We start from the raw sequence: 14,228 nt of genomic DNA on the forward strand, positions 1-14,228 counted from the left end.
CGCCCATGGCCCGTCCCGACCTGCACGACCGCATCCAGTCCGCGCGCGCCTTGCGCGAAGCGCAGGGGCGCCTGCGCATGCGCCGCAGCGTCGGCCGCCGCGACGGCGTGCGCCTGGAAGTCGACGGCCGCTGGCTGACCGGCTTCTGCAGCAACGACTACCTGGGCCTGGCGCAGCAGTTCGAAGTGGTCGCGGCCCTGCAGGACGCGGCCGCGCGCGAAGGCGCCGGCGCCACCGCCTCGCACCTGGTGTGCGGCCACCACGCGCTGCACGAGGCGCTGGAACGCGAGATCGCCGACTGGCTCGGCTATCCGCAGGCGCTGTTGTTCGGCAGCGGCTTCATCGCCAACCTGGCGGTGCAGCAGGCGCTGCTGAGCGAGGAAGAGGACGTGTGCGTGCAGGACCGGCTCAACCACGCCAGCCTGCTCGACGCCAGCCGTCTGGCCGGCTGCCGCCTGCGCCGCTATCCGCACCTGGATGCCGAAGGCGCGATGCGCCAGCTCAAGCACGCTGCAGACGGCGCGGCGATGCTCGCCACCGATGGCGTGTTCAGCATGGACGGCGACGTCGCCCCGCTGCGCTCGCTGGCGCTGGTGGCACGCACGCAACAGGCGCTGCTGTACGTGGACGACGCGCACGGCGTCGGCGTGGTCGGCCCGCATGGGCGCGGCAGCGTCGCCGAGGCCGGCCTCGGGGTCGACGACGTCCCGCTGCAACTGGTGACCTTGGGCAAGGCGCTGGGCGGCTACGGCGCCGCGGTGGTCGGCGATGCCACGCTGGTCCGGCACCTGGCCGAAACCGCGCGGCCGTATCTGTACACCACCGCGCTGCCGCCGGCGCAGGCCGCCGCGTCGCTGGCCGCGGTCAAGCTGGCGCGGCGCGACCAATGGCGGCGCGAACGCCTGGTCGAACTGATCGCCCTGTTCCGTGGCGGCGCACGTCGCCATGGCCTCGACCTGATGGCCTCGGACACGCCGATCCAACCGCTGCTGTGCGGCGAGGAGCGCACCGCGCTGGCGTGGTCGGCGGCGCTGGAACAGGCGGGCTATCTGGTCTCGGCGATTCGCCCGCCGACCGTGCCGGAAGGCAAGTCGCGGCTGCGCGTGACCCTGTCGGCGCTGCACACGCCGGCGCAGGTGCAGGCGCTGCTGGATGCGCTGGCGCTGGCCCGCGACCGCGTGGCCGCGCATCCGCCCGGTCTGCCGGCGTGAGCGACGGTGCGCTGGCCGCCCGGCGCAAGGTCTGGGAGGCGCTGTCGGCGCTGTACCTGGACACTGCGGTCGACGCGCACCACCCGCACATCGCCGGCGTGCTCGCCGCCTCGCCGTTCGCCACCGACACGCTCTGGCAGATGCTGCGCGACGACGTGCATCCACGGCTGGCGCCCAACCTGCTGACGCCGGCCGGCGCCTGGCAAGGCATCGACGGCGACTGGCTGAGTACGGCGATCCAGCAGCGCCGCGGCGCGCATCGCTGGTCGGCCTGGTGCACCCGCGGCTATCCGCGCCGGCACTGGCGCCTGCTGCTGCCGCAGGTGCTGGCGCGGCGCGCGGCGCACTGACGCGGCGGCCGACGCCGCTCTCCTGTTCCTTCGCGACGACCGACACCGATGCATATCGACACCCTGGGGCAGGGCCCCGATCTGGTCCTGCTGCACGGCTGGGCACTGAATGGCGGCATCTTCGCGCCGCTGGTGGAGCGCCTGTCGGCGCAGTACCGCCTGCACCTGGTGGACCTGCCCGGGCACGGCCACAGCCGCGGCGACGACACGCCGCTGGCACTGCCGCACGTGGTCAGCGCGATCGCCGCGGCCACGCCGCCGGCGGTGTGGCTGGGCTGGTCGCTGGGTGGGCTGTTCGCGCTGCATGCCGCCGCCACGCAACCGCAGGTACGCGGGCTGGCGATGCTCGCGGCGACGCCGCGCTTCGTGCGCGGCAGCGACTGGCCGCACGCGGTGGAGCCACAGGTGTTCGAACAGTTCGGCCGCGACCTCGCCGAGGACTACCGCGGCACCCTCGAACGCTTCCTGGCGCTGGACACGCTCGGCTCGGCGCACGCGCGCGCCGAACTGCGCACCCTGCGCGAAGCGCTCGACGCCCGCGGCGCACCCGACCCGCATGTGCTGCAAGACGGCCTGACCCTGCTGGAACGCACCGACCTGCGCCGCGCCCTGCCCGGTCTGCGCGTGCCCAGCCTGTGGATTGGTGGCCAGCGCGACCGCCTGGTCCCGCCCGCGGGCATGGAGGCTGCCGCGGCACTGGCGCCGAACGCACACGCGCTGATCGTCGCCGGCGGCGGCCACGCCCCGTTCCTCGGCCATGCCGATACCGTGACCGACGCGCTGCGCGGATTCCTGGCGACGCTGGACTAGCGGCGTCGCGCCGCGCGTTCCACGATGCTGTCGTAGGAGCGGCTTCAGCCGCGACGCGCCCGTTGCGTCGGGTCGCGGCTGAAGCCGCTCGCGGCGAGCCCGCCGGGTGCACTGTGGGAGGGACTTCAGTCCCGACGCATTGCGCCGTCGGAAAGCGCACACCGTCTCGTGCGTCGCGCGCTACATGACAGTTGACTCCCACAACGCATCACGCGACCCGCACCGACGTCAGAAAGACGCAAGCGGCTCCGCCGTGGGACTCAACTGTCGTACCGCCGCGACAAGCGAAGCAGAAAGCCGACTGACAGCCTCCGTCGTCGGGACTGAAGTCCCTCCCACAAGGATGCCGGCCACCCCTGTGGGAGCGACTTCAGTCGCGACGCATGAACGCTGCGCAGCGAGGCCGCTCCTGCACCTGCCTTGCGTGCTCAGTGTCCTCAACGTCGCGATGTGACGCTGGCCGCCACAGCGGCGATGTCCGATCATCGCCACTCCTTCGAACCGGAGTGCAAGCATGGACCTGGGAATCGCCGGCAAGTGGGCACTGGTGTGCGCCGCGAGCAAGGGGCTGGGACTGGGCTGCGCGCAGGCGCTGGCGCGCGAGGGCGTGCATGTGGCGATCGTGGCGCGCGGCCAGGCCGGGCTGGATGCGGCCGCGGCGCAACTGCGCGCGCTGCACGGCGGTGGCGAGGTGGTCGCCGTGGCCGCGGACATCGCCACCGAGGCCGGACGCGCCGCCGCACTGGCCGCCTGCCCGCAGGTCGACATCCTGATCAACAACGCCGGCGGGCCACCGCCCGGCGATTTCCGCGACTGGGAACGCGAGGACTGGCTGCGCGCGCTCGACGCCAACATGCTGGCGCCGATCGCGCTGATCCGCGCCACGGTCGATGCGATGCAGGCGCGCGGCTTCGGCCGCATCGTCAACATCACCTCCGCCGCGGTGAAGGCGCCGATCGACAGCCTGGGCCTGTCCAACGGCGCGCGTGCCGGCCTCACCGGCTTCGTCGCCGGGCTGGCGCGGCGCACGGTGGCGTACAACGTCACCATCAACAACCTGTTGCCGGGGCAGTTCGACACCGACCGCCTGCGCGGCAACATCGCCCATGCCGCGCAGCGCGAGGGTGTCGACCCCGCCGACCTGGCCGAACGCAAGCGCCGGCAGATTCCGGCCGCGCGCTTCGGCACCGCCGAGGAGTTCGGCGCGGCCTGCGCCTTCCTGTGCAGCGCGCAGGCCGGTTACCTGAGCGGGCAGAACCTGTTGCTGGATGGCGGGAGCTATCCGGGGACATTCTGAAAGCCGGGATTGGGGATTGGGGAGTCGGGATTCGTCAGCCGAGATTGGCGGCGCGTGCGCAGAACGCGGTGATGCAGGCGCCACCGCTGGCCGCAGCGCGACGCGGGCGGCGATAATGCGCGGATGGATCCTTCCGCGTTCGACTCCCAGCACATCCGCCGCGCCTTCGCGCGTGCGGCCGCCAGTTACGACGCCGCCGCGGCGCTGCAACGCGAGGTGCAGGGGCGCTTGCTGGAATCGCTGGACTACCTCGGCGACCGCGTGCCGCAGGTGGTGCTGGACGTGGGCAGCGGTCCGGCGCATGCCGCCGCGGCGATGAAGAAGCGCTGGCCGCGCGCGCAGGTGATCGCGCTCGACCAGGCCCTGCCGATGCTGCAGCAGGCCAAGCGCCAGGCCGGCTGGTGGAAGCCGTTCGGCCGCGTCTGCGCCGACGCGCGCGCGCTGCCGCTGGCCGAGCACAGCGTCGATGTGATCTTCAGCAATCTGTGCCTGCAGTGGGTCGAGGACCTGCCGGCGGTGTTCGCCGGGTTCCGCCGCGTGCTGCGCCCCGGCGGCCTGTTGCTGTGCTCCAGCTTCGGCCCGGACACGCTGATCGAACTGCGCGAGGCCTTCGCCCAGGCCGACCAGACCACGCCGCACGTGAGCCGCTTCGCGCCGATCGCGCAGTTCGGCGATGCGCTGATGCTGTCCGGCTTCCGCGATCCAGTGCTGGACCGCGACGTGTTCAACCTGACCTATCCGGACCTCGCCGCGCTGATGCGCGAACTGCGCGCGATCGGGGCCACCAACGCGCTGCAGGCGCGCCGCCACACCCTCACCGGCCGCGGCCGGTTCGCCGCCGCCAGCGCCGCCTACGAGCCGCTGCGCGGTGCCGACGGCACCCTGCCCAGCACCTGGGAAGTGATCTACGCGCACGCCTGGGCGCCACCGCCGGGCGCGCCGATCCGCGAAGGCGGCGGCGAGATCGCTGCGGTGCCGCTGTCAGCGATCCCGATCCGCCGCCGCGGCGACTGAGCCGGGCCGCACCCGGAACAGCACCCGGCCCCGGTAGGGCGGACCCAGCGCCTGCACCTGCGCCCCCTGCGCGGCGATGCGCGCGGCCACCTGCGGCCAGACCTCCTGCTTGCACACCCACACGCGGCCGGCGCGCGGTTGCCGCAAGACCGTGGACAGGTCGGCGTCGTACTCGGGACCGAAGCGCGGCGCGTCGGGCAGCGGATCCAGGCGGATCTTGCGCACCTGCGCGCCCAGTTCCAGGCGCAGGCCGTAGCGTGCCATGTCCTCGACGAACACCACCTCGCGCACCGGCGTGCCGGCACGCTGGGCGATCGCCTGCGCCCAGGCGCCGGCATCCTTGTGCGTGGGCAGCAGCGCCGGCGCCAGTTCGAGCGCCAGCAACAGCCCGCACCAGCCCAGCAGCCACGGCCAGCGCCACGGCGCGCGCCCCTCCTGCGCACGCTGCCACGCCGCCAGCAACGCCAGCGGCACGAACAGCGGCAGCACGTACAGCGGCAGCCGCGAGCGCGACAGGCATAGCACCAGCAGTGGCAGCAGCAGCCACAGGGTCAGCAGCAGCGGCGCGGCCTGCTGCAGGCGCAGCGCCGGGGTTCGCCACCATTGCCGCAGCTGCCGCGGCAGCTGCCAGACCCAGCGCGCCAGCGCCGGGGTCCACGGCAGCGTGCCCAGGACCAGGATCGGCGCATACGCCACCGCCCAGCCATACCACTGCGCGTTGCGCCCGAACGCATCGCTGGCCACGCGCTTGACCACCTCGTCGCCGACGAAGTACTGCAGCAAGCCGGGATGGCCATGGATCACCGCCAGGTACCAGGGCAGCGCCAGCACCGTGAACAGCGCGATGCCGGAAAGTTGCAGCGCGCGCCGCGGCGGCCCCGGCGTCACCGCGTTGAACAGCAGCAGCGCCGGCAACGGCAGCAATCCCGGCGGCCCCTTGGTCATGAACGCCAGGGCGAAGCCGGCCCACATCGCCGCGATCCAGCGCTTGCCCTGCCCGGGCGGGTGCGCACGTGCTTCGACGAAGGCCCACACCGCCAGGGTCTCGCAGGCGGCGAGCAGGAAGTCGGTGGAAATCCATTGCGCCGCGCCGAACGGCGCCAGCATGGTCGCGTACAGCAGCGCCGCCTGCGCCGGCAGCGTGGGCCGCTCGGGAAACAGCCGCGCGGCCAGGCGCCAGACCAGCAGCACGCACAGCAGGTAGGCCAGCGCCGACGGCAAGCGCGCCGCCCACGGCGACGGCCCGAAGGCGGCGACGCTGGCGGCGATCGCCCAGTAGGTCAGCGGCGGCTTGGTCCAGTGCGCCACGTCCTCGCTGCGCCGGGGCGTGAGCCAATCGCCGCTGTGCAGCATGTTCAGCGCGACATTGGTGTAACGGCCTTCGTCGGCGTCCCAGATCCCGCGGGCGCCCAGCAGGGCCAGCGCGAGCGTGCAGGCCAGCAGCGCCACCGCGACGGCCGGGGAACGAAGCAGCGCGCGCATCGGCGGTCCTCTCGGTCGGCGCGGCGACCATAGCCGTATCGCGTGAGGTCGCGGATGACGGCCGGCGGACAGTTTTGCGACAGCGCGAACGCGCCGGCCTCAGGCCGGCGCGCGGCTCAGGCCGAGACCTGCGCGATCCAGTCTTCCAGGTTGTAGTAGTTGCTGACCCGGGCGATCTTGCCGTCGCGGATGTCGAAGAACGCCCCGCCCGGCAGCACGTAGCGCTGGCCGCGCGCCTCCGGCAGGCCGGTATCGGTGTGGTGGTATTCGCCGTGCACCACGTACTCGGCGGCGGCGCGGCCGCCGTCCTGCGCGGCCAGCACCACGATGTCGTGCAACTGCTCGCGGTAACTGGCATTCATGCGCCGCAGGAACGCTGCGAACGTGTCCTTGCCGGTCTCGCGCGGGCCCTGGTTGAGATCGTGGGCGACGTCGTCGCTGAGCATGCCCAGCATGCCGTCCCAGTCGCCGCGGTTGAACGCCGCGTAATAGGCCTGGACCAGGGCGATGGCCTGGTCCTGCGCAGGAACTCCGTGGTTGCTCATGGCTGCCGCCCTCGGGCCGTGGAAACGCCCATCATACGGTCTCGCCGCCGTGCTCGACGCCCCGCTCCAGCAGGTCGCGGTGGAAGAAGTACAGCTCCTGCAGCAGAAAGCGCCAGCGGGTCTGGAAACTGCGGAAGCGACTGCTCGGGGTCGACGAGGCCAGCGCGTCGATCTGCAGTTCCTGGCACAGCCGCAACGCCCGCGCCATGTGCAGCGGATCGCTGACCACGATGACCCGGTGCAGGCCGTGTTCGCGCATCAGCCGGCGCGCCTCGATCAGGTTCTGCCGGGTGGTGCGCGACACCGTCTCGATCAGGATCGCATCGGCCGGCACGTCGTGGCGCAGCGCGTAGCGCTTTGCGACCTGCGACTCGGCGAAGCGCGCGCCGTTGCCGAAGCCGCCGGTGAAGATCAGGGTCGGCGCGTAGCCGCGCTGGTAGAGATCCAGGCCGTGGCGAATGCGCTCCTCGAACACCGGCGAGGGCTTGGCGTCGTAGGCCGCCGCGCCAAGCACGATGATCGCGTCGGCCGGCGCCGCCTGGTCGCGGTCGCCGACCCAGACGATGTAGATCGCCACGCCCAGCAGCCACAGCCCCAGCAACGCCGCCAGGCGCAGCAGCCAGCGCAGCCAGCGGAACCCGCCCCGCGCGCTCATGCCGCGCCCCACGGCAAGGCGTCCAGGTCGACGTTGCCGCCGGACAGGATCAGTCCCACCCGGCGCCCGGCGAAGCGCGCCGGCTGCGCCAGCACCGCCGCCAGGGCGATCGCCGAGGACGGCTCCACCACCTGCTTGAGCACCTGCCACAGCAGCCGCATCGCCGTCACGGTCGCCGCGTCGTCCACCACCAGCACCTCGGCATGGCCGTGCAGCAGGGCGAAGTTGGGTTCGCCGAGGCTGCCGCGCAGGCCGTCGCAGATCGTGTCCGGGACCATGTCCACGCGGCGCTCGCCGGCGGCCAGCGAGCGCGCGGTATCGGCGGCACCGGCCGGCTCGGCCAGCAGCAGCTGCGCCTGCGGCGCCAGCGCCGACAGGGCCAGGCGGCTGCCCGCGGCCAGGCCACCGCCGCCAACCGGCACCACCAGCAGGTCCAGCCCGCCGCTGGCGTCCAGCAGCTCCAGCGCGGCGGTGCCCTGCCCGGCGATCACCCCCGGATCGGCATAGGGATGCACCAGGGTCGCGCCGGTGTCGCGCTGCACCTGGGCGCACAGCGCCTCGCGGGCGGCGATGCTCGGCGCGCAGCGCCACAGGGTGGCGCCGTGGCGGGCGATGTTGGCGAGCTTGGCGGCGACCGCGCCTTCCGGCACCACCACATGGCAGCCGATGCCACGGGTACGCGCGGCCAGGGCCAGCGCCGCGCCGTGGTTGCCCGAGGAGTGGGTGACCACCCCGCAGGCCGCCTGTGCCGGATCCAGCGCCCACACCGCATTGCAGGCGCCGCGGAACTTGAACGCGCCGCCGCGCTGCAGGTGTTCGGCCTTGAAGTACAGCTGCGCGCCGCTGGCGGCGTCCAGCGCCTGCGAACGCAGCACCGGCGTCGGCCGCGCGTGCGCGGCAATGCGTGCGGCGGCCGCCAGGACGTCGCCGAACTCGGGCAGAAAACGTGAGACCATGCGCGAAAGGGTAGCGTATCGTCGCCAACGTGCAGCGCCCGCCAGCCGTGCCGGCTCGCCGCCGTTGCGCGCGACTTAAGCGTTCAAGTGCGGCGCGGGAAGTTAAGGGGGGATTCAATGCAACGGACCGAACCTGTCAGCCAGCCTGCTGGAGGGCAAACGCCATGAAACTGCGCCTGATCTGCGCCGCTGGACTGCTGGCCGCACTGGGCGGCTGCGCCACCTACGATTACGCCGGAGGCGGCGACGGTGGCTACTACCGTGGCGCGCCCTCGGTCGAGTACCGCTACCCCGCCGGCTATTCCGAATACTACTCGCCTTACGGCGCGGTGCCCTACTACGGTTACGGCCCCGCGTACTACGGCTACTACGGCTACGGCGTGCCGTATTACTACTATCGCGGCTACGACGGCCCGCGCCACCGCCCGCCGCCGCGTCCGCGGCCGGACGACGGCGGTTCACGCCCGCCGCCGCCCAGCGTGGGCGGTCGGGTGCCCTCCCCCTGGCGCGACATGGACCGCCTGCGGCGTCCGGACGCGCTCAATTCGGCGCCGCGGCCGCAGTCGATGCAGCCGGCCCGGCCAGCGATGCAGCGTCCCGAGGGGATGCAGCGCCCGCCTGCCCCACGCCCCGGCAATATGGGGCGCAGCAATGGGACACGTCGCACACTCGAGCCCTGAGAAAGGGCTTGCGTTCGCCAGCCCCAACACGCACTCTACGTCCTACGGGGTGACCGACTGCGTCGCTTTATGACCCGAAGGGGTGACCCCACCGTCTATGTCGATGTCCGACAGGGAAATCTGGATCCCCCCTGTTCCGGCCCTGTCGGGCGTCGGCGCCTCACAACGAAAAGCCCCGGTCCGCCGGGGCTTTTCGCGTTGGGGCCTTGCCGTTGCTGGACCGGCGCCGGCGCCGGGCGAAAAACGGGCATAAAAAAGGGCCGGTAGTCCCCCGACTACCGGCCCCCAGCTCCCCCAACGTGCGCGTGACTGGCCCCTGTTCCAATTCCAGTCATACGCCCCTGACGCATTGCCACGTTGGGTGCAGTGGGAATATCTGCAGATTGCGTGCCAACTTGAGGCGCAGATCTGCAATTTGTGATGCAACCGCTAAAATTCTTGTTCCCGCCGAGGGCGCTCCCGCCTGCGGCCCCCTTCCGCCGGCTCACGGGCCGGCCGCGAGACCCCGATGAGCGACTCCTTCTACCGCTATGACGTGATCGTGATCGGCGGCGGCCATGCCGGCACCGAGGCGGCGCTGGCGTCCGCGCGTGCCGGCGCGCGCACCCTGCTGCTGACCCACAACGTGGAGACGGTGGGGGCGATGAGCTGCAACCCGGCCATCGGCGGCATCGGCAAGGGCCACCTGGTCAAGGAGATCGACGCGCTGGGCGGGGCGATGGCGCAGGCCGCGGACCTGGCCGGCATCCAGTGGCGCACCCTCAACGCCTCCAAGGGCCCGGCGGTGCGCGCGACCCGCTGCCAGGCCGACCGCAGCCTGTACCGCAGCGCGATCCGGCGCCTGGTCGAGGCACAGCCGAACCTGACCCTGTTCCAGGCCGCGGTGGACGACCTGGTCATGGACGGCGAGCGCGTGCGCGGCGTGCTGACCCAGACCGGGCTGCGCTTCGAGGCCGCGGCGGTGGTACTGACCGCCGGCACCTTCCTGGCCGGCAAGATCCATATCGGCCAGACCCAGTACGCCGGCGGCCGCGCCGGCGATCCACCGGCCACCGCGCTGGCGCAGGCGCTGCGCGACGGCCGCTTCGGCGTGGACCGGCTCAAGACCGGCACCCCGCCACGCATCGACGGGCGCAGCCTGGACTACGCGGCGATGGAGGAACAGCCCGGCGACGATCCGCTGCCGGTGATGTCGTTCCTGGGGGAGGTCGCCCAGCATCCGCGCCAGGTCTCGTGCTGGATCACCCACACCACCGAGCGCACCCACGCCATCATCCGCGGCGCGCTGGACCGCTCGCCGCTGTACACCGGCCAGATCGAAGGCATCGGCCCGCGCTACTGCCCCTCGATCGAGGACAAGGTGGTGCGCTTCGCCGAGAAGGCCAGCCACCAGATCTTCGTCGAGCCGGAAGGCCTGGACGTGGTCGAGATCTACCCCAACGGCATCTCCACCTCGCTGCCGTTCGACGTGCAGCTGGAGCTGGTGCGCTCGATCCGCGGCTTCGAGCGCGCCCACATCACCCGCCCCGGCTACGCCATCGAATACGACTTCTTCGACCCGCGCGGGCTCAAGGCTTCGCTGGAGACCAAGGCCATGCCCGGGCTGTTCTTCGCCGGGCAGATCAATGGCACCACCGGCTACGAGGAAGCGGCCGCGCAGGGCCTGATCGCCGGCCTCAACGCCGCGCGCCAGGTACGCGGGCTGGAGCCGTGGTCGCCGCGCCGCGACCAGGCCTACATCGGCGTGCTGATCGACGACCTGATCACCCACGGCACCAGCGAGCCGTACCGCATGTTCACCAGCCGCGCCGAGTACCGGCTGCAGCTGCGCGAAGACAACGCCGACGCGCGCCTGACCGGCATCGGCCACGACCTGGGCATCGTCGACGAAATGCGCTGGGCGCGGTTCCAGGCCAAGCAGGAGGCGGTGGCGCGCGAGAACGAGCGCCTGCGCGCGCTGTGGGCCACCCCGGGCAATGCGCTGGGCCGCGAGGTCGCGGCCACGCTGGGCGTGGCGGTGAGCCGCGAGACCACCGTGCTGGACCTGATCAAGCGCCCGGAGCTGGACTACGCCGCACTGATGCGGGTGCCGTCGCTGGGCCCGGGCGTGGCCGACGCGCAGGTGGCCGAGCAGGTGGAGATCGGCATCAAGTACGCCGGCTACCTGGACCGCCAGCGCGAGGAGATCGCGCGCCAGCAGCGTCACGAGGACACCCCGATCCCGGCCGCGTTCGACTACGCGCAGGTGCGCGGGCTGTCGGCCGAAGTGCAGCAGAAGCTCGAGCGCGTGCGCCCGCAGACCGTGGGCCAGGCGCAGCGCATCCCCGGCATGACCCCCGCGGCGATCTCGCTGCTGCTGGTGCACCTGGAACGGGCGCGGCGCGGCCGGGTGGCGTGATCGGTCGCGAACGCGCATCGCGCGCAGCACCCCCGTAGGAGCGGCTTCAGCCGCGACCGGAAGGTGCATCGGCAATACCCGGTCGCGGCTGAAGCCGCTCCTACGGACGCAGCGGACGCATTGTCCCTGGCGAAGCAGCGACCGGCGGAGCTTGCCGGGACGTGGTGCGCGCTGCGGTGGGCTCAGTCCTGCGCGGCCACCGGCAGCAGACGCTGACGCAGCAGCAGCGCGGCCAGGTCCAGGGTTTCGCCGGCCACGCGCATCACGCTGCCCATGTTGATGAAGCCGTGGATCATGCCGGGGTGGACGCGCACCAGGGTTTCCACGCCGGCCTCGCGCAGTCGCTGCGCGTAGTGCAGGCCTTCGTCGTGCAGCGCGTCGCGGTCGGCGAGCACCACCAGCGCCGGGGCGACGCCGGCCACGTCCGGCGCGACCACCGGCGAGATGCGCCAATCCGACCCAAGCGACGGGTCGGGCAGGTACTGACGGTCGAAATAGCGCATCGCCGCTTCGGTCAGCGGCGGGATGCCGGCGTTGTGCACGCGCGAGGGGAAGGGATTGTCCGCATGCAGGTTGGTCAGCGGATAGATCAGGATCTGGCAGCGCAGGGCGATGCCGGCATCGCGCGCGGCCAGCGCGGCGCTGGCCGCCAGGGCGCCGCCCATGCTGTCGCCGGCGATGGCCAGGCGCTGCGGATCGGCGCCGACCTCGCCCGGATGCGCGGCCACCCAGTGCACCACCGCGATCACGTCCTCGATGCCGGCCGGCGCCGGATGCTCGGGCGCCAGCCGGTAGTCCACCGCCAGCACCTGGCAGCCGGCGCGCGCGGCCAGTTGCCGGCACACGTCGTCGTGCGAGTCGAGATCGCCGACCACACCGCCGCCGCCATGCGCGTAGAGGCAGGTCGGCGCCGGGCCGGCGTCGAGGCCGTGCGGGCGATACAGGCGCAGCGGAATCGGCGCAGCCGGACCGGGCGCCTGCAGGTCGCGGACCTCGGCCATCTCCGCGCGCGGGAACCCGAACTGCGCGGCGACGCCGCGCATCATCGCCCGCGCCTCTGGCAAGGGCAGTTCCTCCATCGGCGGCTGCCCGGACTGCTGCGCCAGGGCGAAGAAACGGACGACGTCTGGATCGAAATACATGGGTGGCCCTCCCGGGGCGGCTGCGCAAGCGGCGTCGACCAGATTGTTATTTCCCATAACCATTTCCGCAAATAATCGAACTGGAACGCGCATCACGGCGCCTGGCGGGCCAGCGGCAGACGGCCGCCTGCAGCGGCGCGGCGGCGGGCGCAATGCAGGCGTGACAAGGCTTCGCGCGGTTTGCGGCGCACGCGGGCCGGGGTCGCGCATGTGACTGCGCCGCATTGCAGCGCAACATGCGCGTGCGCGAACACAGGGTTCGCGCCGCAGCCTGCCGTACATCCGAGGACATCGCGTCGGGGCTGGCGCGCACGCCGCTGGCGTTGCGGGGCGCCGCGCTCTGCTGGCGTCGGCTCCACCGGCGCGGTGTCGTCGACGTCTTGCCAGCCTGATCCGATGGGTCGGGGCCGCACGCCTGTGGCCGCGTGCGCTGCTGGAGTCGGCGCACTCGATCGGGTGCCGATCGGGCGACGCGGCAGCGATGCGCGGACTGGCCGAGGCCATGGGGCGTTGCGGGCGGCGGTGGCCGTGCTGCATGCGCTCATCCGAACGCAGTCGAGCGTCCATGTCGTCGCGTCCCGCCCACAGGCACGCCCACCCGCAGGGCGGCGTGCTCGGAGCGGGAGGACCGCGCTAGTCGTCCTGCGCGGCGGCCTCGCGGCCCTGCTGGCGGATGATGGCCTCCTGCCGCGCGTCCTCGATCGAGGCGCGCACCGCGCGCACGTCGGCACGGCGGGTATCGAAGGCGAAGCGGCCGGTGAGCGCGCTGTCCGGGCGCAGCGTGCCCTTCTCGTACAGCGCCCACATCTCCTCGCCGTAATGGGTGGCGTTGAGCTCGGGGGCGAAGCGGCCCAGGCAATCGCGCAGGTTGTGCACGTCGCGCAGCAGCATGGTGCGGGCGGCGTTGTTGCCGGCGGCGCTGACCACCTGCGGGAAATCGATCACCACCGGGCCGTCGGCACCGACCAGCACGTTGTATTCGGACAGGTCGCCGTGGACCAGGCCCAGGCACAGCATCTTGACCACGTCCCCGACCAGCTGCGCGTGGAAAGCCTGCGCCTGCGCCGGTTCCAGTTCCACTTCGCTCAGCCGCGGCGCGCTCTGCCCGTCGGCATCGGTGACCAGGTCCATCAGCAGCACGCCGTGGAAATAGCCGCGCGGCTGCGGCACGTGCACGCCGGCATCCACCAGCTGGTACAGGGTGTTGGCCTCGGTGTCCTTCCACGCGGCCTCCTGCTCGCGGCGGCCGAACTTGCTGGCCTTGCCGATCGCCCGCGCCTGGCGGCTGCCGCGCACCTTGCGCCCTTCCTGGTACTGCACGCGCGCCTGGAAGCTGCGCTGCGCCATGTCCTTGTAGACCTTGGCGCAGAGCACGTCGTCGCCGGCCTGGACCACGTAGACCGCGGCCTCCTTGCCGCTCTTGAGCGGGCGCAGCACGCCGTCGATGACGCCATCGTCGATCAACGGCTGCAGGCTCGGAGGAATCTTCATCGGGTGCGGCATACCTGGAGTGGGTCGCCGCGATTATGGCCCAAGCCTGGCGTCTTGCCGGGCGCGTCGGTGCGGCGTCGCCGATGGCGCCAACGCGCCGAAGCTGCGTCCGGCGCGGCCTGCGGCCTGTGCAACGAACGAGAGGCGGGGCGCAGGCGTCCGGCATTTGTCTACAACGTCCGCCGAGGCGTGCCGCT

The 14,228-nt window shown here is 72.3% G+C and carries 13 protein-coding genes; 7 read left to right on the forward strand and 6 right to left on the reverse strand.

Features of this window, described 5'->3' with window-relative positions; all coding sequences use genetic code 11:
• Positions 1-5: 5 nt before the first annotated feature.
• From bioF to bioC, 5 genes are all read left to right on the forward strand, one after another.
• The gene (bioF, locus tag Q7W82_RS01010; protein ID WP_242159262.1) at positions 6-1,211 is read left to right on the forward strand and encodes an 8-amino-7-oxononanoate synthase; all 1,206 of its coding nucleotides are present in this window, start codon (positions 6-8) and stop codon (positions 1,209-1,211) included.
• On the forward strand, positions 1,208-1,561 hold the full coding sequence (locus Q7W82_RS01015) for a hypothetical protein (protein ID WP_242159261.1): 354 nt from the start codon (positions 1,208-1,210) through the stop codon (positions 1,559-1,561). Before bioF ends, Q7W82_RS01015 begins: the two co-directional genes overlap by 4 nt.
• A 48-nt stretch (positions 1,562-1,609) precedes the next feature.
• The gene (gene bioH / locus Q7W82_RS01020; RefSeq protein ID WP_242159260.1) at positions 1,610-2,371 is read left to right on the forward strand and encodes a pimeloyl-ACP methyl ester esterase BioH; all 762 of its coding nucleotides are present in this window, start codon (positions 1,610-1,612) and stop codon (positions 2,369-2,371) included.
• Positions 2,372-2,885: 514 nt separating this feature from the next.
• Entirely contained in the window at positions 2,886-3,668 is a 783-nt protein-coding gene (locus Q7W82_RS01025) for an SDR family oxidoreductase (protein WP_242159259.1), read from the forward strand.
• Between the two features lie 123 nt (positions 3,669-3,791).
• Positions 3,792-4,682, forward strand: a complete 891-nt coding sequence (gene bioC, locus Q7W82_RS01030; RefSeq protein WP_242159258.1) for a malonyl-ACP O-methyltransferase BioC — start codon at positions 3,792-3,794, stop codon at positions 4,680-4,682.
• Here the strand turns inward: bioC and Q7W82_RS01035 are convergent.
• From Q7W82_RS01035 to Q7W82_RS01050, 4 genes are all read right to left on the reverse strand, one after another.
• Positions 4,650-6,164: a glycosyltransferase family 39 protein gene (locus Q7W82_RS01035; RefSeq protein ID WP_242159257.1), complete on the reverse strand. Its 1,515-nt coding sequence runs from the start codon at positions 6,162-6,164 to the stop codon at positions 4,650-4,652. The two genes, bioC and Q7W82_RS01035, sit on opposite strands and share 33 nt — an antisense overlap.
• 116 nt (positions 6,165-6,280) lie before the next feature.
• Entirely contained in the window at positions 6,281-6,709 is a 429-nt protein-coding gene (locus tag Q7W82_RS01040; RefSeq protein ID WP_242159256.1) for a ketosteroid isomerase-related protein, read from the reverse strand.
• 31 nt (positions 6,710-6,740) lie between these two features.
• On the reverse strand, positions 6,741-7,364 hold the full coding sequence (locus tag Q7W82_RS01045; protein WP_242159255.1) for a YdcF family protein: 624 nt from the start codon (positions 7,362-7,364) through the stop codon (positions 6,741-6,743).
• Positions 7,361-8,320 carry a pyridoxal-phosphate dependent enzyme gene (locus Q7W82_RS01050; protein WP_242159254.1) on the reverse strand — a complete coding sequence of 320 codons (960 nt, stop codon included), beginning with the start codon at positions 8,318-8,320 and terminating at the stop codon, positions 7,361-7,363. Before Q7W82_RS01050 ends, Q7W82_RS01045 begins: the two co-directional genes overlap by 4 nt.
• A 164-nt stretch (positions 8,321-8,484) precedes the next feature.
• Here Q7W82_RS01050 and Q7W82_RS01055 point away from each other — a divergent pair, with 164 nt between their 5' ends.
• Both Q7W82_RS01055 and mnmG read left to right on the forward strand, forming a co-directional pair.
• Complete coding sequence (locus tag Q7W82_RS01055) at positions 8,485-9,000, forward strand: hypothetical protein (RefSeq protein WP_242159253.1); 516 nt, start codon at positions 8,485-8,487, stop codon at positions 8,998-9,000.
• Between the two features lie 508 nt (positions 9,001-9,508).
• Positions 9,509-11,398: a tRNA uridine-5-carboxymethylaminomethyl(34) synthesis enzyme MnmG gene (mnmG, locus tag Q7W82_RS01060; protein ID WP_242159252.1), complete on the forward strand. Its 1,890-nt coding sequence runs from the start codon at positions 9,509-9,511 to the stop codon at positions 11,396-11,398.
• Positions 11,399-11,580: 182 nt separating this feature from the next.
• On the opposite strand, the gene Q7W82_RS01065 is transcribed toward mnmG, so the two are convergent.
• Both Q7W82_RS01065 and Q7W82_RS01070 read right to left on the reverse strand, forming a co-directional pair.
• On the reverse strand, positions 11,581-12,540 hold the full coding sequence (locus Q7W82_RS01065; RefSeq protein ID WP_242159251.1) for an alpha/beta hydrolase: 960 nt from the start codon (positions 12,538-12,540) through the stop codon (positions 11,581-11,583).
• Between the two features lie 633 nt (positions 12,541-13,173).
• On the reverse strand, positions 13,174-14,031 hold the full coding sequence (locus Q7W82_RS01070; protein ID WP_048491578.1) for a PA4780 family RIO1-like protein kinase: 858 nt from the start codon (positions 14,029-14,031) through the stop codon (positions 13,174-13,176).
• Between the last annotated feature and the right edge of the window lie 197 nt (positions 14,032-14,228).

Source organism: Xanthomonas indica, assembly GCF_040529045.1.
Classification (GTDB): Bacteria; Pseudomonadota; Gammaproteobacteria; order Xanthomonadales; family Xanthomonadaceae; genus Xanthomonas_A; species Xanthomonas_A indica.

Coding starts and splice junctions, on each gene's coding strand:
- bioF (WP_242159262.1), top strand. CDS start 6: ATGGCCCGTCCCGACCTGCACGACCGCATCCAGTCCGCGCGCGCCTTG.
- bioH (WP_242159260.1), top strand. CDS start 1,610: ATGCATATCGACACCCTGGGGCAGGGCCCCGATCTGGTCCTGCTGCAC.
- Q7W82_RS01025 (WP_242159259.1), top strand. CDS start 2,886: ATGGACCTGGGAATCGCCGGCAAGTGGGCACTGGTGTGCGCCGCGAGC.
- bioC (WP_242159258.1), top strand. CDS start 3,792: ATGGATCCTTCCGCGTTCGACTCCCAGCACATCCGCCGCGCCTTCGCG.
- Q7W82_RS01035 (WP_242159257.1), bottom strand. CDS start 6,164: ATGCGCGCGCTGCTTCGTTCCCCGGCCGTCGCGGTGGCGCTGCTGGCC.
- Q7W82_RS01040 (WP_242159256.1), bottom strand. CDS start 6,709: ATGAGCAACCACGGAGTTCCTGCGCAGGACCAGGCCATCGCCCTGGTC.
- Q7W82_RS01045 (WP_242159255.1), bottom strand. CDS start 7,364: ATGAGCGCGCGGGGCGGGTTCCGCTGGCTGCGCTGGCTGCTGCGCCTG.
- Q7W82_RS01050 (WP_242159254.1), bottom strand. CDS start 8,320: ATGGTCTCACGTTTTCTGCCCGAGTTCGGCGACGTCCTGGCGGCCGCC.
- Q7W82_RS01055 (WP_242159253.1), top strand. CDS start 8,485: ATGAAACTGCGCCTGATCTGCGCCGCTGGACTGCTGGCCGCACTGGGC.
- mnmG (WP_242159252.1), top strand. CDS start 9,509: ATGAGCGACTCCTTCTACCGCTATGACGTGATCGTGATCGGCGGCGGC.
- Q7W82_RS01065 (WP_242159251.1), bottom strand. CDS start 12,540: ATGTATTTCGATCCAGACGTCGTCCGTTTCTTCGCCCTGGCGCAGCAG.
- Q7W82_RS01070 (WP_048491578.1), bottom strand. CDS start 14,031: ATGAAGATTCCTCCGAGCCTGCAGCCGTTGATCGACGATGGCGTCATC.